The organism is bacterium (assembly GCA_021108215.1).
GTDB lineage: Bacteria > Oederibacteriota > JAAXVQ01 > JAAXVQ01 > JAUVAV01 > JAIORK01.
This window is the reverse complement of sequence record JAIORK010000026.1, coordinates 55,743-73,668: the sequence shown is the minus strand read 5'-3', so window position 1 is coordinate 73,668 and position 17,926 is coordinate 55,743. Positions and strand designations below refer to the sequence as shown.

At 41.8% G+C, this 17,926-nt stretch carries 16 protein-coding genes; all 16 read left to right on the top strand.

Features of this window, described 5'->3' with window-relative positions:
• The first annotated feature begins 4 nt into the window (after window positions 1-4).
• Window positions 5-1,357 (top strand): O-antigen ligase family protein, encoded by a 1,353-nt coding sequence (locus tag K8S19_04945; protein MCD4813019.1) that lies wholly within the window; start codon window positions 5-7, stop codon window positions 1,355-1,357.
• Window positions 1,358-1,428: 71 nt separating this feature from the next.
• The gene (locus tag K8S19_04940; protein MCD4813018.1) at window positions 1,429-2,796 is read left to right on the top strand and encodes a flippase; all 1,368 of its coding nucleotides are present in this window, start codon (window positions 1,429-1,431) and stop codon (window positions 2,794-2,796) included.
• Window positions 2,793-5,147: a polysaccharide pyruvyl transferase family protein gene (locus K8S19_04935; protein MCD4813017.1), complete on the top strand. Its 2,355-nt coding sequence runs from the start codon at window positions 2,793-2,795 to the stop codon at window positions 5,145-5,147. The genes K8S19_04940 and K8S19_04935 overlap by 4 nt, the downstream gene beginning before the upstream one ends.
• 1 nt (window position 5,148) lies before the next feature.
• Window positions 5,149-6,315, top strand: coding sequence for a glycosyltransferase family 4 protein (locus K8S19_04930; GenBank protein MCD4813016.1), 1,167 nt, complete (start codon window positions 5,149-5,151; stop codon window positions 6,313-6,315).
• Window positions 6,312-7,481, top strand: coding sequence for a glycosyltransferase family 4 protein (locus tag K8S19_04925; protein MCD4813015.1), 1,170 nt, complete (start codon window positions 6,312-6,314; stop codon window positions 7,479-7,481). Before K8S19_04930 ends, K8S19_04925 begins: the two co-directional genes overlap by 4 nt.
• The gene (locus K8S19_04920; protein ID MCD4813014.1) at window positions 7,478-8,644 is read left to right on the top strand and encodes a glycosyltransferase family 4 protein; all 1,167 of its coding nucleotides are present in this window, start codon (window positions 7,478-7,480) and stop codon (window positions 8,642-8,644) included. The genes K8S19_04925 and K8S19_04920 overlap by 4 nt, the downstream gene beginning before the upstream one ends.
• Window positions 8,645-9,012: 368 nt before the next feature.
• Window positions 9,013-9,306 carry a nucleotidyltransferase family protein gene (locus K8S19_04915; protein ID MCD4813013.1) on the top strand — a complete coding sequence of 98 codons (294 nt, stop codon included), beginning with the start codon at window positions 9,013-9,015 and terminating at the stop codon, window positions 9,304-9,306.
• Entirely contained in the window at window positions 9,303-9,638 is a 336-nt protein-coding gene (locus tag K8S19_04910) for a DUF86 domain-containing protein (protein MCD4813012.1), read from the top strand. The genes K8S19_04915 and K8S19_04910 overlap by 4 nt, the downstream gene beginning before the upstream one ends.
• Before the next feature lie 293 nt (window positions 9,639-9,931).
• Complete coding sequence (locus K8S19_04905; GenBank protein ID MCD4813011.1) at window positions 9,932-10,516, top strand: T9SS type A sorting domain-containing protein; 585 nt, start codon at window positions 9,932-9,934, stop codon at window positions 10,514-10,516.
• Between the two features lie 105 nt (window positions 10,517-10,621).
• On the top strand, window positions 10,622-10,999 hold the full coding sequence (locus tag K8S19_04900; protein ID MCD4813010.1) for a GxxExxY protein: 378 nt from the start codon (window positions 10,622-10,624) through the stop codon (window positions 10,997-10,999).
• Between the two features lie 65 nt (window positions 11,000-11,064).
• Complete coding sequence (locus K8S19_04895) at window positions 11,065-11,868, top strand: hypothetical protein (protein ID MCD4813009.1); 804 nt, start codon at window positions 11,065-11,067, stop codon at window positions 11,866-11,868.
• A 476-nt stretch (window positions 11,869-12,344) separates the two neighbouring features.
• Complete coding sequence (locus tag K8S19_04890) at window positions 12,345-14,270, top strand: glycosyltransferase family 39 protein (GenBank protein ID MCD4813008.1); 1,926 nt, start codon at window positions 12,345-12,347, stop codon at window positions 14,268-14,270.
• Between the two features lie 38 nt (window positions 14,271-14,308).
• Window positions 14,309-15,010 carry a glycosyltransferase family 2 protein gene (locus K8S19_04885; GenBank protein MCD4813007.1) on the top strand — a complete coding sequence of 234 codons (702 nt, stop codon included), beginning with the start codon at window positions 14,309-14,311 and terminating at the stop codon, window positions 15,008-15,010.
• Between the two features lie 199 nt (window positions 15,011-15,209).
• A complete protein-coding gene (locus K8S19_04880; protein MCD4813006.1) occupies window positions 15,210-15,848 on the top strand; it encodes a hypothetical protein in 639 nt (212 codons plus the stop codon).
• Window positions 15,845-16,639, top strand: coding sequence for a nucleotidyl transferase AbiEii/AbiGii toxin family protein (locus K8S19_04875; GenBank protein ID MCD4813005.1), 795 nt, complete (start codon window positions 15,845-15,847; stop codon window positions 16,637-16,639). Before K8S19_04880 ends, K8S19_04875 begins: the two co-directional genes overlap by 4 nt.
• Before the next feature lie 29 nt (window positions 16,640-16,668).
• Window positions 16,669-17,847 (top strand): glycosyltransferase family 4 protein, encoded by a 1,179-nt coding sequence (locus tag K8S19_04870; protein ID MCD4813004.1) that lies wholly within the window; start codon window positions 16,669-16,671, stop codon window positions 17,845-17,847.
• The last annotated feature ends 79 nt before the right edge of the window (window positions 17,848-17,926 follow it).

Below are 17,926 nucleotides of genomic sequence, written 5' to 3'. Positions count from 1 at the left end.
GGCCATGGAACATATTATATTTCTCGGCATTTTGTGTGTTGCCGTATTGAGTTATTGGTACAAACCCTATTTGGGATTAATTGTTTTAGTCGCAAGCCTGGTTTTTTTTCGTGAAGGTTGGCATCCGGATATGGCTGGGGCCTGGACACTCTACCGCATGGATATTTTTAATCTGCATTTGACCGAGCTGATCGTTATCTGTTTTTTTAGTATTTCTCTGATCAATAAAAAAATTCTGGGGAAGGGGAAATTTTATTTACCACCGTTTACGGGCGGGATTATTCTGTTTTTAGTTTTAGTTGTGTTTTCCGCTTTTCGCGGGTATATGGGCGGTGCGACACTCAAATCGGCTTTCGGCTATGGCGAGTGGCGGTCTTTTTTTTTCGCCATGCTGATGATTTTATTGGTTCCCAATATTTTGACAACACGAAAAAGGATTCTGAGATTTCTTAATTGGATTTATATTTTAGCTTTTCTACGAGCCTGCCAGGGTGTGTTGCTGTATTTGATGGGGAAAGGGCCGATACATGCTACGTTGAAGTCCCAAGTGGTTTTTTGGGATTCGGCGGAAAACATGTTGTTTGCGGTTTTAAGTGTTTTGGCTGTTGCTGAATTTTTTTCCCGCCGTCCGGTTTTATTACAGACCTGGGTAAAATTAATTGCCTGTCTACCGATGATGTTTAGTGTGATTTTTTCTTTGCGCAGGAATGCATGGGTACAGTTTGGCATTTCGCTGGTCCTTGTTTTTTTTACTTTTCAACTCAGACAAAAAATAAAATTTTTTATTGCCATGTTCTTAATTTTGGCAGGAATGTTCTTTTGGGTGTTTAGCGGTTTAGGAGGTGAGAAGGCGGAAAGTGTTCGCGGGCGCCTGGCATCATTTGTCAGTACCCGTACTGATACTAATTATTTTCATCTGTATGATATGTATGATGCTTTTTTAGCTATCAAAGAAAAACCTTTATTCGGCGGTGGTTTTGGTCATGGGTTTAGGCGGGTTAAAACCAGTCGCTTTGGCGGTCAGGGCATTAATCCTAATATTGTTCATAATACCTATTTACATCTGTGGCTTAAAATGGGGCTGTTGGGATTGGCGGCATTTTTGCTTTTTTGGTTCATGCTGATAACTTATGGATATCATGGAAGCCGGATGATTCGTGAAGTTCAGGATAAAGTAATTGTGAAGTGCTTGGTGGCAAATATTTTTGGTATTTTGGCGGTTATCATATGGGGGACGGATATGGTGGCAAATACACGTGTGCCGTTTCTTTTTTATACCCTTTTTGGGATTCTACCGTCCATGATTATTGTTCATCGTAAAATAAACAGCGACTCTTTACAAGGCTCTCGAAAGTGAGTCGCCTTGCCTTGGTTGCAAAAAATTCTCTCTTTTTAATATTGGATCGGTGCATTCGCGGTTTTTTACTTATGTTTCTGACCATTGTTATTGCCCGCGTTCTGGCGGTGGAGACATTTGGCGTCTATGCCTTGGCAATAACGATTAGTGGTATTTTTCGGGTGGTCGCGGATTTTGGGACGACTTTTTTAACCACCCATGAGATTGCCAAGCAACGATCACAAGTTTCGACACTTTTTGTGCATGGATTGGTTTTAAAACTAATCATTTCAGCGGTGGGGATGATCGTATTGGTCGGGATGAGTCACATATTTTATCCCGGGCATGTGCGCCTGGCGCTGTATATTGGTGGTGCGGCGGCGGTTTTGCGTTTGTTGGTAGAATTTGTGACCGCGTTTTTTGGCGGACATGAAAAAATGAACTATGTGTCTTATGTTATGATGATCTATATGATCCTGGTTTTTTTGATTATCGGGGTTATGTTGCTAATGGGTGTTCGTTCACCAGCGGGATTAATATCCGGATATGTTTTCGGTGGATTGATAACGCTGCCGATCGCCACGAGTATTTTATTTAGTAAAATTGAGATCAAATTCGTGTCCATTAAGTGGCGTGAGATGCGTAGGATTTTTATCCTGGCCATTCCATTTGGATTATATTTTATTAGTGATATCATCTATTTTCACACGGATATTTTGATGCTTTCAGTGATGCGGGGCGAGCACTCGGTGGGATTGTATCAATCAGCAATGAAAATCAATCAGTTGCTTGAGGCCTTTCCGCTCTTGATTGTCAGTGCACTTTTTCCGACCATTAGCCGGATTTATGCACAATCCAAAACAGAAATACATCGTATGCTTGAAAAAAGTCTTGGGTTTATAATTATACTATCGGTGCCTTTATCAGTTGGGGCGGTTTTGTTGGCCGACGGCTTAATCGTGGCAATCTATGGAAGTAAATATGCTGATTCGGGAGATATCTTTCGGATTTTGAGCATGATGATTCCTTTTCGGTTCATCGGTTTTATTGTAGGGATGGCATTGACGGCAACGGGCGGACAGACCAAAAGATTAATCGTGGTTGCCATCACAGCCGGATTAAATGTTCTGCTCAACAGCCTGTGGATTCCTATGGCCGGTGTTCAAGGGGCTGCCTGGGCCAGTGTGGTGAGCGCTGTTGTCTTGACTGTTTGTTTTATCGTCTTTGCCCGGTCGCTTTGGCCGATAGGTAAAAGCCGGGGAGTGATTGTGAAGGTGATGCTGGCAAGTGGAATCATGGGAGGGATTGTCTATGTGCTTCGCCCGATGATATCATTGTGGCTGGTCATTGCGATTGGGGTTGCAGTTTACGGAGTGCTGATTGTTTTGATGAAGGCCTTTTCCCGGGAGGATTGGCAGCAAGTCAGAGCATTGATAAGCAAAAAGGAAATTGTACAATGAATTTTATACGATTGTTTCGTGGATCTAAAACAGGTGATGCTTTGAAAGCCCTTTACCAGTGGGGGCGTCAAATTTCGCGTTATCGCATTCAAAGAGTATTTGGTGCGCTTTATCCCAATGTTATTAACTTTCCGGTCACAGACCGATGCAATTCGCGCTGTGTTATGTGCAACGTTTGGAAAGAGGAAAATGTAACGGATTTGGCAACCGAGGCCATAGCTGGAATTCTTTCCGATCCTTTATTTAAAAAAGTCCGCTCTGTTGGCTTGAGCGGGGGGGAGCCGACATTGCGCAATGATCTGGCCCAGTTGGGACAGGTCATGATCCGTAAGCTGCCAAAATTAAAGGGTTTGAGTATTATTAGCAATGGTTTGCAACCGGAAAAAGTTGAAAACAGTATCAAGGCATTGGCGCAGGTCTGTCAACAGCACAGAAAAACGCTGAGCGTGATGATTTCAATTGACGGCATCGGAGACGTGCATGACCAAGTGCGTGGTGTGCCCAAAGCATTTGTGCGCATGCAGGAAACGATCGAACGACTTCAGAAGATGCCGGCGATTTCATTGGCCTTGTGTTGCACGATTATGAGACAAAACGTTGATGAGCTCAATCGGATCTGGAATTTTGCCAAAGCGCGGGGGTTGTATATAAAATTCAGAGTGGCAACACGGGTTGACCGTCTTTACAATTTCGATTGTACTGGTGGATATACACTGAATGAGACACAGCGTCACTGTGCGGCGCAGTTTTTGGAAAAATTGGCGATGACCTATGAACAGGACTGGGAAAGAAAACTGTACTATGTATCCTTGCGGGACATGCTGGTTGAAAACAAACCGCGAACCGTGCCTTGTCTTTGGGAAAGGGACGGAGTGACATTGGATGCCAAAGGCAAAATTTATTATTGCGCCGTCAAGAGTAAATCGTTGGGAAATGCGCTGGAAATTTCAGCTAAAAAACTGTATTTTCAATCTGCAAATTTGGAATATCGCGGCAGTATTAAAAAGACGGCATGTGCCGCGTGTTCGCATGATTATACGACTTTATTCACGCGCCGGCTTTTGTTTCAGTTGCTTAAGACGACATATCGGAAAATAATTTTGCTGCCGCTATTGGATCGTGGGATGGTTTTCTTCGCGGAGCTGCTGCGCTTGGTGTTGTTGGAAAAAAAACCACGAAACAAAAAACTGTTGAAAAAGTTATTCGTGATGGGATGGTATGGTACGGAAACGACAGGAGACAAGGCGATTCTTACAGGAATACTTCAAAATATTCAGCAAGATTTTGGTGAGGTTGATACGACGATTGCATCGTACCATCCGTTTTATACTCGGCGAACAGTTTCGGAAATCGGGAATGTAAAAATAAAAATTGTTTCGATCGGGACAGCGTCATGCAGTCGTGCGTTACATCAGTCTGATTTGATTGTTATGGGTGGCGGTCCCTTGATGGAAATACGTGATGTGGTTGATGTGCTGCGCTTTGTGCTTAAAGGCCGATTGCAGAGAAAAATCACCATGCTTTATGGTATTGGTGTCGGGCCTCTGTACAGTAAACGCCTCAAACGCGTGGTGAAGCTGATAGTCCAACTTGCCGATATTGTCACGGTTCGGGATCAGCGGTCGATGGATTGTTTGCAAGCCATGGGGGCGGCAAAAGGGGTTGAGCTTAGCATTGATCCTTCGACGGTTTATTTGCTTGGTCATCCGGGACGGCATTTGAGAAAAACAGAAAAAATTAAAAAAATCGGATTTTCGATTCGTGCTTGGCCCCGGAATTATGCTGCGACACTTTCGGAAGAAGTTTTCAAGGAAAAATTAATGATGTTGGTGCAAGTGTATGCGGAAGTTATTGAGTACCTTGTGAAAACGCAGCATGCGGAAGTGACCCTGGTGCCGATGAACACTTTTTATGTTGGTGATGATGACCGGGATATTCTGGAACAAATACAGGCAGCCTTGCCGGACGAGGTTAAGACCCGGATTGTTACTGGAACGGGAGCTCCATCAGAGATTGCCGGAGAGATCGCGGCACAGGATTTATTTATTGGTATGCGGTTTCATTCAGTCGTATTTGCTGCAACCTTGGGAGTGCCGGTGATTGCACTGGATTACACACACGGTAAAGGCAAGGTCAGCGGTTTTATGGAAATGATGGACCAGGCAGAAGCGGTGATAGATATCAATGATTTGACCAAGGAAATGATGCTGGAAAAAATAGCCGGTTTTTCAAAAAAAATAAATGTAATAGGTGAGCAGCTTATGTGTATGCAATCCGTGCTGCTGGATAAAAATGATATAAACCGGCATCAGTTGCAACTGTGGTTTGCAGCGAAGAAAAGCGGGGTGTAAGATGCGAGTTGCCATGTTGGGGGAGTTTTCTCCGCAACAAATTGAACCACTTGTGAAGCGGAGCGGAACTTTTGTGCATCCCAGTACATGGATAAAAAATCTCTGTGAAGTTTTGGGACAAAAAAAAGGATTGGAATTGCACGTTGTCTCGCAGACGACCGAATTGAAGGAAAATCAAACCGTTATTTATCAAGGGGTGACATTTCATTTTGTTAAGCGACCCAGTCGACTGCGCGCTGCCACGCTATTTCAATTTGATCGATTGCGGATTATGCGGGTTTTGAAAAAAATCCAACCGGACCTGGTACATGCGCAGGGGACGGATGAATACGGTTATGCGGCCATGTCGGGTCCCTGGCCGGCAGTGCTTACCCTGCATGGTATTCGGCGGATGGAAGCCCAGTGGTTAAGTACTTCTTTTTTTTCTCGCTGGACGCTCTTGAAATATATTGAAGCGTATTGTATCCGGAAGGCGAAGCATATTATTTCCATCAATCCCTATGTGGAAAGGTTGATTCGGCATGAGACCCGGGCAATCATTCATCCGATAGAAAACCCCATTCATGATGATTTTTTTAATATGCAGTCTTCGCGTGATATAACGCGGTTTGTTTTTGTTGGGACACTCGATCCCCGTAAATCTCCACTTATGTTAATGCGTGCATTTTTACGCGCTAGAAAAAAGTTCGCCAATATCCGACTGACAGTCATTGGCCCTTATGATGAGCATTATCCTGAATACCGCCGTGAAGTAGAACAGTTTGTGGAACAGCTTTCCGGAAAGGATGGTATTGAATTATTAGGTTGGTGTCAGCCCGAGAAGGTGCGTCGGGAAATTGTCAAAGCCGGTATTTTGGTATTGCCTTCAAAACAGGAAACAGCACCCATGGTGATTGCCGAAGCGATGGCTGCCGGTCTGGCAATTATTGCCACCCGGGCAGGCGGTGTGGAACACATGGTCCGGCAGGATGAAGAAGGGTATCTGCTTGAGGTTGATGATGAAGCAGGACTGTATGCGGCTTTGCTGCAAACCCAGCAAAATAAGGAAAAAACCATTGCCATGGGTAAAGCAGCGCAGGTATCGGCCAAAAAGCGATTTTCCGCTTCGGTAATTGCTGAAAAAATTTACCAAGTTTATCAAACCATCCATCAAGAACAGCAGTCATGAATATTCTCATGCTGGGGCATCAATACCGGAATTATGGAACCTATTGGCGGATCTGGTTTTTGGCCCGGGGGCTTGTCAAATTGGGACATCAAGTGACCTTGGCAACGGTCTCGCCGCGGTCTAAATGGCACCCGCGCATTACAGAGGAAGACGGTGTAACCATCTGGGAGGGGCCGGATTTTTTGCATGATCTTCCCGGTCAGGGTACCGGACCATTGGATATTGCAGGACGAAAAAAATTGATCCGCCTGAACCGCTATGATGTTATTCACGGATTTGAATTTCATCCGAATGTGCGATTTCCCATGCAGATGGGATTGCGTCAGCGTAAACCGATTGTAATCTCCGATTGGTGTGATTGGTACAGCCAGGCGGGTTTGGGTCCGAAATGGGGGAAAGTCCCCGGTATCAAGGCTTTCATCGCGCGCCAGGAGGATAAACTTCGGACGCAGGTGCATGGTGTGACTGTCATATCTCATCTGTTGGAAGAACGGTCAAAACAATTGGCCAAAGATCCGGACAATGTCTTATATCTCCCGGGCGGGGCACCGGTGGATGTTATTCATTCTGAAGATAAAACAGCATCCCGGAGTCGATGGGGGATTGATCGCGGCAAAAAGGTTGTCGGCTTTGTCGGGACCAATCAGGAAGACCTGGATATTTTGGTCGAAGCTTTTATTAAGCTTGCGCTACGTGATTCCCGCTGTTTGCTTTATCTTATTGGACCGGACAATGCCAAAGCAAATAGTTTGCTAAAAAAATATGGATTGCAAGACCGGATAAAGGTTGTAGGAAAATTTCAATATGAAGACCTGTCTACGATGATGGGATGCTGTGATGTTTTTGCCTTACCCCTTCGCGCCACTGTGGGCAATGCCGCCCGGTGGCCCAATAAAATTGGGGAGTATTTATCTGCAGCCCGTCCGGTGGTTGCATCCAATGTAGGCGAGATGAAATGGTTTTTTAAAGATCATCAAGTGGGTACAACCTGCAGTAATGCCCCGGAAGCATTTGCTGAAGCCTTGACAATTTATCTTGAAAATGACGCATTGGCTCGCCGGACAGGCGAAGAGGCGAGGGAAATAGCAGAGAAAGTATTGGCATGGGATACATTGAGTGGTCGGTTGGAAAGTTTTTATGAAAAAATAATGGAGACACATCAGTGAATATTCTTTATGCCATGACCGCGTTGCCACCCGCGACCGGTGGCGCGCAAACCCATTTGTTCGAGATTGCCAAGCAGATGAAAAAGGCACACTCAGTCCAGGCGATTTGTCATTGGTCGGAAAATCGGACCGATTGGCTGCGCGGTGTAACCCTGAATGCTCCGGGTGATAAAGACTATCAGCATGAGGGGATACCTATTCGCCGGTTTAATTTAACGCCCCAACAAAAAAAGCATTTGGCATTTTGGAGTCGGAGTTATTACCTGACAATGGAGACATCGGTTTCCAAAATATCCGATGTGATGTTGGGAAGAATGGACGAAATGGCAGGGGCAATTGATGTTGTGCATGCCGGAAGAATCGGGCGGGAATTTTTGGCATGGGCAGCATATAAGTTTGCGAAAAAACGCCAAATCCCCTTTGTATTTACGCCGTTTCATCATCCGCGTTGGAAGGGTTGGCGCTATCGTTCTTACATCCGGCTATACCAAGCAGCGGATGCAGTGATGGCTTTAACCCATGCTGAGAAAGTGACTCTGGTTTCATTGGGTGTGGCCAGGGAGAGAATTCATGTGATTGGGCATGCGCCGGTGGTATCTCAACATGCACTACAGCCTGATTATTTTGGTCCTGGCGGACCGGTGATATTATTTCTTGGGCAGAAATATCGCTATAAAGGATTTGATCAGCTATTGAAATCAATGCCAATCGTGTGGAAACAGAAGCCGGATGTGCGTTTTGCATTTGTTGGACCGCGGACCGGGTATTCAAAACACCGTTTTGCAAAAATCAAAGATTCCCGGGTGATCGAAATGGATCGGGTATCAGAACAAGAAAAGGCATCGGCATTGGACGATTGCACCATCTTCTGTTTGCCTTCTCAGCAGGAAAGCTTCGGCGGGGTGTTTGCCGAAGCCTGGTTGTTCCAAAAACCCGTGATCGGAGGAGGAATTCCTGCGATCACCGAAGTGATTGACCATGAGCAGAACGGTTATTTGGTAGACCGCTCACCAGAGAAACTGGGGCACTATTGCCTTGAGCTTCTAGGAGATCAGAAAAAAAGAGATCAATTTGGAAAGCATGGCTTGGAAAAAGTCGAAAAACAGTATTCCTGGGATGCGATCGCGAAAAAACAGTATGCGGTGTATGAGAATTTGTGTTAAGAGTGCTTTGCGCTGAAAAGGAAAAATTGTTTCGAGAATTAGTCTTCCTTTCTTTGATATAATATTTGGCAAAATACTTTGGCAGGCAATATTTTGATACCATCTTCGGTTTGATACCGTTTGTTACCCCGGTAAACTAAAATGGATTCTGTTTTTGGAAATTCTTCCTGGAATGACCTAAGCGCATTTAATTCGTGTTTTTTTGACGGATATTTGCTGGAAGCATCCTCTTGGAATCCAAGCATATTAACTGGTTTTTATTTTATTGTACTAAAATGAACGATTGAGAGACTATATTTTGTATTTGCTTGTGTTTTTGTACTTTGTTGCGGTAAAATAAAAATATCGTTGTATGAAAGGGACACAACATGCAGTCTATAGAAGAAATTGTCGCGGAATTAAGGAAATACGAAAGTGCTTTGAAAATAAAATACGCGATCAAGAGCATGAGTGTTTTTGGATCCTATGTTCGTGGGGAACAGACGCCGGAAAGTGATCTGGATGTTCTGGTTGAATTTCAAAAACCTGTTGGTTTTTTTAAATTTTTGGAATTAGAGGAAGAATTGGAATATCTTTTGCATAAAAAAGTGGATCTTGTCAGTAAAGCGGCGCTTAAACCTGCTATTGGGAAATATATTTTACAAGAGGCTTATCCAATATGAAGCGTGATTATTCTGATTATTTGCGCGATATTTTGGATGCCATCCGGGAAACCCAGGAGTTTACACAGGACAGTTCATTTAAATTATTTCTTTCTGACAAAAAAACAATAAATGCTGTTGTAAGGAGTCTGGAAGTTATCGGTGAAGCTGCAGGAAAAATCCCGGAAGAAATTCGTCAGAAATATCCTGAAATCCCATGGAAACGTATGATTGGTATGCGCAATAAGCTCATGCATGAATATTTTGGTGTTGACTATACGATCGTTTGGACTGTAGTAAAAGAAGAACTGCCTTTGTTGTTAAATGAATTTGAGAAAATTATCCAACCGTAATTTAGCTAATTTCTGTTGCGGAAAGTGTATTTTTTAAGTTGTCATACCCCCAACTTGATGGATGTCATATATTTGGGACGCTATCGCAGCCGAATGATCTTATCCCCGACAAAGTCACCCGGCATCCGGCATACGCCGGACACGGTGCGGGAATGACGCCAAAAAAATAAATATTAAAAAACGCTGGAGATATAAATTAGGAAGCGTTTGATAAAAAGTTTGAAAACTACTTGTAGTTGCAGGCAATAAAAAACTCAGTGAAAATTTTAAAAGCAACTAAAATTGGAGAAATAATGAAAATTATCACTAGCATAATTTTAACCGTCCTCGTCTTTTATCCCATGACTGTTTTTGCCGCTCAATCAGCAAATTATATTTTAAAAGATTCAGTTGTCAATTCAGGCGGCAATACCCAATCCACAGCAAGCCGGAGTGTTTTATCATCTGTCGGCGAGACCATCGTCGGCCAGATTTGGGGCGGCACCACGTCTTCTCAAGCCGGGTTTTTCAATGATTATTTTATCGCGCCGCCCACCCCGACAGTGACACCTACCGTAACGGTCACCATGACCCCCATCAGGGAATTTGGCGGGGAATTGATAACCAAAAAATGGGTTTATGCAGCACCCAATCCTATCCGCGGCCATATTGGGCATATTTATTTTCATTTGTCAGAACCTGCTGATGTTGAGATCAAGGTTTATACCACTAGTAATCAGTTGGTAATATCTAAACGCTGGGACATGAGACCGGCTGGAAAAAATTATTGGCAATGGAATATGTCGAATTTGGCCAATGGTGTGTATATCATGCGGGTAAAAGCTAAAAATGGTAATAGGACAACAATTGTGAAGAAAAAAATTGCCCTGATCAAATAGTGACTATCCTCACGCAAAGTCGCAAAGACGCAAAGGAAAAGCTAAAAAGCTAAGAAGCTAAAAGGCTAAAAGCATCAGGCAATGACATAAAGGAAAACTAAAAAGATGGATGAAAATGGATTAGCAAAAATGATTATTCATAAAGCATTTCAAATACATAAAGATATTGGACCAGGTTTACTGGAAACGGTATATGAAGTGATTTTGGCAAAGGAACTGGAAAATGAAGGATTGAATGTCAGCGTTCAACAACCCATTTCAGTAAAATATAAGAAATATATTTTCGAGCAAGGATTTCGTGCTGATATTGTTGTTAATGATTGTGTTATTATCGAGTTGAAATCGATTGAAAAAATTGCACCGGTTCATAAAAAGCAATTATTAACCTATTTAAGATTGAGCCATAAGAAATTAGGGTTATTAATCAATTTTGGAGAGCATTTAATAAAAGATGGAATGCATCGAGTCGTCAATGGACTTTAACTTAGCGCCTTTGCGTCTTTGCGTGAGGCCGGTCTTGCATTCAATACAATCAGGAGGAAAAACAAATGAAAAAAATAGTAATGTTATCAATTTTGGCAATCAGTCTGGCAGTTGCCGCTATGGCAGATATTCCGAAAACCATTAATTATCAAGGACGTTTGACGGATAGCACAGGCAATATTTTAGCTGACGGAACCTATTCCGTGGCGTTTCGATTATGGACCCATCCGACATCAGATGATGAAGGGACTTATCGGGTATGGAATGATTCCTATCAGGTGCCAACAAAAAACGGATACTTCAGTATTGAACTCGGGTCAGGACTCAACACACTGGATAGTCTTGATTTTAATACCACGTATTATTTGGATATGCAAGTTGGCACAGATGAATTCATGGCCCCGCGGCATAAACTCAACAGCGCAGCTTATGCCATGAATGTAGCTGATGGGGCAATTATAACGGATAAGATAGCAGATAATGCGGTCACGAATAAATGGATTGAGACAGATATACCGTCAAAAAACTGGAATACATTTGGAAGCCAACAAATATTGAGCCAAGAGATCACGTTGACAAAAGATGCTACTGTTGTTGCGTTTGCAAAATGCAATTACGCACTTGTTACAGGTGCAACAGCTTCGGTATGTCAGTTTCATATTGATATGGAAGGGATGGGGGGAGATAATGGGGAAAATTCCATTAATACGGGTACGCCTTCAGCAATGGTAAATTTGATAGGGACCGCTATTTTGACGGCGGGAACACATACTATTACACTTAATATCAATCCTATCAGTATTTCGCCTTCAGGGGAATCAATTAGAACTAATCGTCATGTGATGGTTATTATGGTATTTTATAAATGATAAAATTATTTTAAGGTAATTTAACACAACACTTGCGGAGTATAATAACCGGTCATGTTACTATTTGTGGTTTGAATTCGTATAGAGCGCACAAAAGTTAAGTAGCCTTTCTAATGCTGACCAATTTTTGAAGTCTTTAGCTTGTAGTTGATTTCCGGGCTTCAGATGCCGCCCAAGTAAGTTTGAGCACCTTCAATTCGGAATACATGGTGCTCTAGTAGCCTGAAACCGTTGGCGCAACTCAAAGTTTAAGCGTTCCAGGAGATTGTTAACGCAGAACAGTCCCAAAAGGAATAGGTGTGGTGCGTGATTTTGATATGGACGTGAAGTTTGAATTGCTAGGGCACATTTTTTTATGGTCGGTATCGGGTCAGAGTCCAAGGATCCACGCTACTATGGCGGCGCAGGCCTATAAATGATATATCTGGCCGAGAGTGTTCGACGAATAAAATCAAACAAATCTGAGGAATAAAACAATGTATTTAATCGGATTGCTAATGCCAATGGTATTTTGGCTTGGGAATTTTGGGTGGTATCAATCTGTGTATAAAAACTGGCGCGAGTCTGTTTTGAAGGCATCCATAAGTACTATGGTCGCCGCTGTTTTACTTACAGAAATATCCAGTCTGGTCGGGTTGTTTAATTTTACAGGGTTGATCATTGGCTGGAGTATTTTGAATTTGGTGGTTTTGATCATTTTATATAAAAAAAGATTGAATGTTTTTTTGTTTGCAACTCGTTTTCCTTCGTTAACGAGTATTGAATGGTTATTTTTGATTGCAGCAGCATTAATAATTATACTAACAGGTTTTCTTGCGATTTATGCACCACCCAATAACTGGGATTCAATGACCTATCATTTGGCGCGTATTGGACATTGGATTCAAAATGAAAGTATTGCACATTATCCTACGCATATACTACGGCAGCTATATCAACCACCGGCAGCGGAATATATTGTTGCTCAATTGATGATATTGAGCGGAAATGATTTTTTTGCAAATAGTGTGCAATGGTTAGCAATGATTGGAAGTGTAGTGGCGGCATCCCTTATTGCAAAACAATTAAACATCAATCGAATTGGTCAGATAATAACAGCTGTATTTGTTGCGACGATTCCGATGGGGATTTTGCAGTCTACAAGTACGCAAAATGACTATGTTCTGGCGTTTTTTTTGTTATGTCTTCTATATTTTATGATTGAAGCGATTAAAAAAGAAGAATGGGTCATCGGTTTGTGGGCCTCGCTGGCATTTGCAGTAGCGATTTTAACCAAAGGGACTGCATTTTTATATACGCTGCCTATAATGGCGATATTTGGAATTATACTGACTATTAAACTCAAAAAGAAAGCAATACTGTTGTTGGCAATTAGTCTGTTACCGGTAATGTTAATTAGTGGTGGTCATTACTTTAGAAATCACCAAACATTCGGACACGTGTTGGGGAAACATGAGACTAGTTATAATAATGAAGAATATAACATGAATACCTTTGTTTCTAATGGAATCAGAAATACAGCAATGCATCTTGCTACAACAAATCCCAAAATAGACAATATGACCAAATTTAATATTGAAAAATTATTTATGAAATTTAATATTCCCTGGAATGATCCGAAAACGACATGGCCGGGGTCGAAATTCAGAATTTATTCAGAACTCACCAAACATGAGGATTATGCCGGTAATTTTTTCCATACAGTGCTAATAATTATTTTAGTTTTAGTGGTTATAATTTATTATATTTTTATCAGGAAACAGGATCGCTTGTGGTTGTATTATTTGATTTCCGGTATAAGTATGTTCGCGATATTCTGTTTTTATTTAAAATGGCAACCATGGCACTCAAGATTGCAGTTGCCAATATTTGTCGTTTTTACACCCATACTTGCTTTCGCTTTATCTAAAATAAAAATCCAATGGATTCTTTATATTGTTCCTGTCTTACTGCTTTATCAGTCAATTCCGTATTTATTGGAAAATCAAACACGTCCATTAACAGAAAAAAACAGTATTTTTCAACATTCAAGAGAGTTTAATTATTTTAATAATCGTAGCGCGATACGACAAGAGTATTTGGATGTGGTTGAATTTATTAAAAATAGTAATGTTCAAAATATAGGCGCTGTTTTTGGACAAGATAGTTGGGAATATCCGATTTGGAGAATGCTTTATAATAATAATGACAAAATCACACTTGAACATGTTGCTGTGACCAACGAGTCAATAAAAAATAAGAAGGCACATAGTAAAAATGAGATGAAGTCGATCATTATTGAGATTCCAGTACGGACTGAAGAAAATCCTATAATTAACAATGCGGTTTATCAGCGGGTTTGGGAAGGGCAGTATTGCGCAGTTTATGAGTTGGGATCTAAGAAGATAAATATAGGTGAATGAATAATTGCTTTTAATAATTTAAAAAAGGGGCATATAAAATGAGTGATGTTAACTATCCTTCGATCTCGGTCGTTATTCCTGCTTACAATGAAGAAGCGACGATTGCCGAAATTATTAGTCGGGTCCGTGACATAAAAATAGAAAAAGAAATTATTGTGGTCAATGATGGTTCCAAAGACAGTACGCTAAAAATATTAGAATCTTTAAGTGGACCGGATATGCGCATCATTACATTGCCGGGTAATTCCGGAAAAGGAGGAGCGATTCGCGAAGGATTTAAACATGCGAAAAATGATGTAGTAATCATTCAGGATGCTGATCTGGAGTATGATCCTCAAGATTATTATGAACTTATTCAGCCTTTTGTAACTGATAATGCGGATGTGGTTTATGGTAGTAGATTTATTACAAATAAAATCAGACGTCTTCACTTTTTTTGGCACTATGTGGCAAATAGCATGTTAACGCTCGCCTGTAACATGGTCAGCAATCTCAATATGTCAGATATGGAAACATGCTATAAAGTCTTTAAGCGTGAGCATATCCAAAGTATTCAATTAAAGGAAAAACGCTTTGGGATTGAACCTGAGATGACAATCAAACTTGCCAGAAAGAAGCTGCGATTTTATGAAGTGGGTATTTCATATCATGGACGGTCTTATGAAGAAGGAAAGAAAATTGGCGCCAAAGATGCCATTCGCGCATTATATTGTATTATAAAATATGGGTTGTTTAGTTGAGACGATAAGATGGGAAAATTATTGGTAAGGTATGTTTGTTGGGATGAAAAATATTCGCGCTATAAACCTGTGGTGTTTTCATCAGGCCACTAATGTATTGTCCCTTTGGAAAAACTTTCAAATAATATTTGACGGACACAAGGAAAACATGTTACGATGTTTCCGATATTACTAATAAAATAGTAATAAAGGAAACGATATGAAATACGATGATTTTCGACAAAAGGTGCAGCATTTACCGGTGATTTCCGGGGAAGCGATGAAATTGCTGTTTCAGGAGAATCCCCATACTTTAAAAAATCAGCTTCAGAACTGGATTCGTCAAAAAAAAATTATTAGATTGCGCAAGAGTGTGTATATTTTAAATGAAGATGACCGCAAGATGAATTTGTCCCTGATGGCGATTGCTATGAATTTATATTCGCCGGCCTATGTAAGTTTGGAAACTGCGTTATCTTTTTATGGTCTTATCCCGGAAAAAACGACTGCGATCACTTGTATTACAACCAGAAAAACAAAAACATTTCAAAATGAATTGGGGCGCTTTGTTTTTCAACATGTAAAACTGGAAGCATTTTCAGGTTATCGTCAGCATCAGGATGGAAATCAGTCAGCTGTCTATTCTATTGCAATGCCTGAAAAAGCATTAATTGATTATATATATTTACATCGCGAATTTCGACTGGCAACAGTGGATGAAAAAATTTGGGAAGAAAATCTCCGATTGCAACATGTTGAAACATTAGATCCGAATAAAATTCGTGGATACGCTGCATTGTTTCAGCGCGCAGATATGCGGTTGGCAGCAGAGGCCTTGTGCCGAAGGATGGAAAAATGAAGGACACTTTATTGGCCGTAGCCGGGGCAGGCCGGGATGATAGAGAAAAATTGAATCTGGCCAGAGAATATTTACAACGATGGATTTTAAGAATTATTTTTAATAAGGGTATGTTTGAGCATCTGGTTTTTATTGGCGGGACAGCTTTGCGAATTTTGTACAATCTTCGCCGGTTTAGCGAGGATATGGATTTTTCTTTGATCAAAAGCAAGGGGTACTCTTTTTCGAAATTGAGTAAGGAAATAATTCAGGAATTGCGGCTGAATGGACTGGAAACTGAGCATGCGCACAAGGAAAAAAATACGGTAAATAGTGGTTTTTTAAAATTCCCGGGATTATTGAAAGAATTGAGTCTTAGTCCTTTGGCTGGGCAAAAATTATCCATCAAACTGGAAGTGGATGTCCGCCCACCCAAAGGCGGGGTAATCCAAGTGACGCCGGTTACGGGAGAGTATTTAACTGTTATTCAACATTATGATTTGCCGTCCTTATTTGCCGGGAAGCTGCATGCTCTGTTTTTTCGCCCTTACACCAAAGGCCGCGATATTTATGACTTGATTTGGTACTTGGGCAAAAAAGTAAAACCAAATTATTTATTTTTAAATAATGCCATCAAACAGACCCGGGACAATCATCCTGAAATTAGTTCAGATAATATGAAAGTTTTTATGCGGGAACGGTTTGAAAAAATAGATATGGCAAAAGCAAGGGCAGATGTAGGCCGTTTTCTTGAAGATGAAAATGAATTGAAATTGTTTGATAAAAAATTAATTTTGGGAATGATCGAATAATAAATTGTAATGAAATGGACACTTGACTAATGAAAATACTCATGCTTAACCACAATATGATTTGGCGCTCAACCTTTTTCCGCTGTTACCATTTTGGGCGTTATTTGGTGCGCAAAGGACATGAGGTCACGATCTATACCATTCATCCCACCCACCGGCGCGGAATTGAGGAAATTGAACTCCAAGGTGTACGGGTGGTCCAGTTTCCTGATCTGCTCTGGGGAATCGGGCGGTCCGGCTGGGATTTATATGATACCCATATTCGAAAACAGTATTTAAAAAAAGAAAAATATGATCTTGTACACGCATTTGATTCCCGGCCGGCGGTAATTCATCCGGCCATGCGTTTGAAAAAACAGGGAGTACCTCTGGTGATGGATTGGGCGGATTGGTGGGGGCGCGGCGGTGTGATTGAGGAACGCTCCAACAAGTTGATCAAAGTTTTTTTTAGCGGGATTGAGACCTGGTATGAGGAACACTTTCGTACCCAGGCAGATGCCACAACCGTGATATCCACCGCACTGCTGGAAAGGGCCGTGAAACTTGGCGTCCCCCAAAAAAGCATCTGCAAAATTACCGGCGGGGCGGATGTCGAGAATTTCCAACCCCGCGACAAACAGGCTTGTCGTAAAAAACTAGGTATTGCCTTGGATGCCAAAGTGGCGGGATTCATGGGATTTGTGCATTATGATCTGGATTTGGCATTACGGGCGTTTGCCCGGATTTTTAGGAAGGACAAGGATGCCAGATTAATTCTGGTCGGGAAACCGTCCCCCATGACCAAGACCATTGCCAGGGAAGAAGGCTGTGAAAAGGGTATTTTGGAATATGGTATCCTGCCATATGAAGTGATTTCAGACCATATGGGTGCGGCAGACGTGTTCTTGCTGCCGTTTGCCGATAAGCAGGCCAATATCGGGCGCTGGCCCAACAAGGTCGGGGATTATATGGCCATGGGCAGACCAATTATATCTTCTTCAGTGGGGGAGATGCGTCATTTGTTTGCGGCGGAAGATATTGGTACTTTGGCTGATCCGGATGCCGATCATTTTGGTCAGGCAGTCTGGCAGATGCTGGAAGATGAATCTGCATGTGAAACCAAGGGGCGCCATGCTCGTACGGCTGCGGAATTACGCTATTCATGGGAACATTTAACTGAAGTACTGGAAACGTGCTATCTGCAGCTGGGGTCCGATCATTCCGGGTGAAAGACTAAAAAAACCTTTCAAAACAAGCATATCCATTGAGAAATATTTATGAAAAATGGTATGATAATAGGCAAAACGC

What these genes read in the sequence shown, in the direction of transcription:
- K8S19_04935 (MCD4813017.1), top strand. Translation starts at nt 2,793, where the DNA reads ATGAATTTTATACGATTGTTTCGTGGATCTAAAACAGGTGATGCTTTG.
- K8S19_04910 (MCD4813012.1), top strand. Translation starts at nt 9,303, where the DNA reads ATGAAGCGTGATTATTCTGATTATTTGCGCGATATTTTGGATGCCATC.
- K8S19_04870 (MCD4813004.1), top strand. Translation starts at nt 16,669, where the DNA reads ATGAAAATACTCATGCTTAACCACAATATGATTTGGCGCTCAACCTTT.
- K8S19_04880 (MCD4813006.1), top strand. Translation starts at nt 15,210, where the DNA reads ATGAAATACGATGATTTTCGACAAAAGGTGCAGCATTTACCGGTGATT.
- K8S19_04930 (MCD4813016.1), top strand. Translation starts at nt 5,149, where the DNA reads ATGCGAGTTGCCATGTTGGGGGAGTTTTCTCCGCAACAAATTGAACCA.
- K8S19_04875 (MCD4813005.1), top strand. Translation starts at nt 15,845, where the DNA reads ATGAAGGACACTTTATTGGCCGTAGCCGGGGCAGGCCGGGATGATAGA.
- K8S19_04925 (MCD4813015.1), top strand. Translation starts at nt 6,312, where the DNA reads ATGAATATTCTCATGCTGGGGCATCAATACCGGAATTATGGAACCTAT.
- K8S19_04915 (MCD4813013.1), top strand. Translation starts at nt 9,013, where the DNA reads ATGCAGTCTATAGAAGAAATTGTCGCGGAATTAAGGAAATACGAAAGT.
- K8S19_04890 (MCD4813008.1), top strand. Translation starts at nt 12,345, where the DNA reads ATGTATTTAATCGGATTGCTAATGCCAATGGTATTTTGGCTTGGGAAT.
- K8S19_04885 (MCD4813007.1), top strand. Translation starts at nt 14,309, where the DNA reads ATGAGTGATGTTAACTATCCTTCGATCTCGGTCGTTATTCCTGCTTAC.
- K8S19_04900 (MCD4813010.1), top strand. Translation starts at nt 10,622, where the DNA reads ATGGATGAAAATGGATTAGCAAAAATGATTATTCATAAAGCATTTCAA.
- K8S19_04895 (MCD4813009.1), top strand. Translation starts at nt 11,065, where the DNA reads ATGAAAAAAATAGTAATGTTATCAATTTTGGCAATCAGTCTGGCAGTT.
- K8S19_04945 (MCD4813019.1), top strand. Translation starts at nt 5, where the DNA reads ATGGAACATATTATATTTCTCGGCATTTTGTGTGTTGCCGTATTGAGT.
- K8S19_04905 (MCD4813011.1), top strand. Translation starts at nt 9,932, where the DNA reads ATGAAAATTATCACTAGCATAATTTTAACCGTCCTCGTCTTTTATCCC.
- K8S19_04940 (MCD4813018.1), top strand. Translation starts at nt 1,429, where the DNA reads ATGTTTCTGACCATTGTTATTGCCCGCGTTCTGGCGGTGGAGACATTT.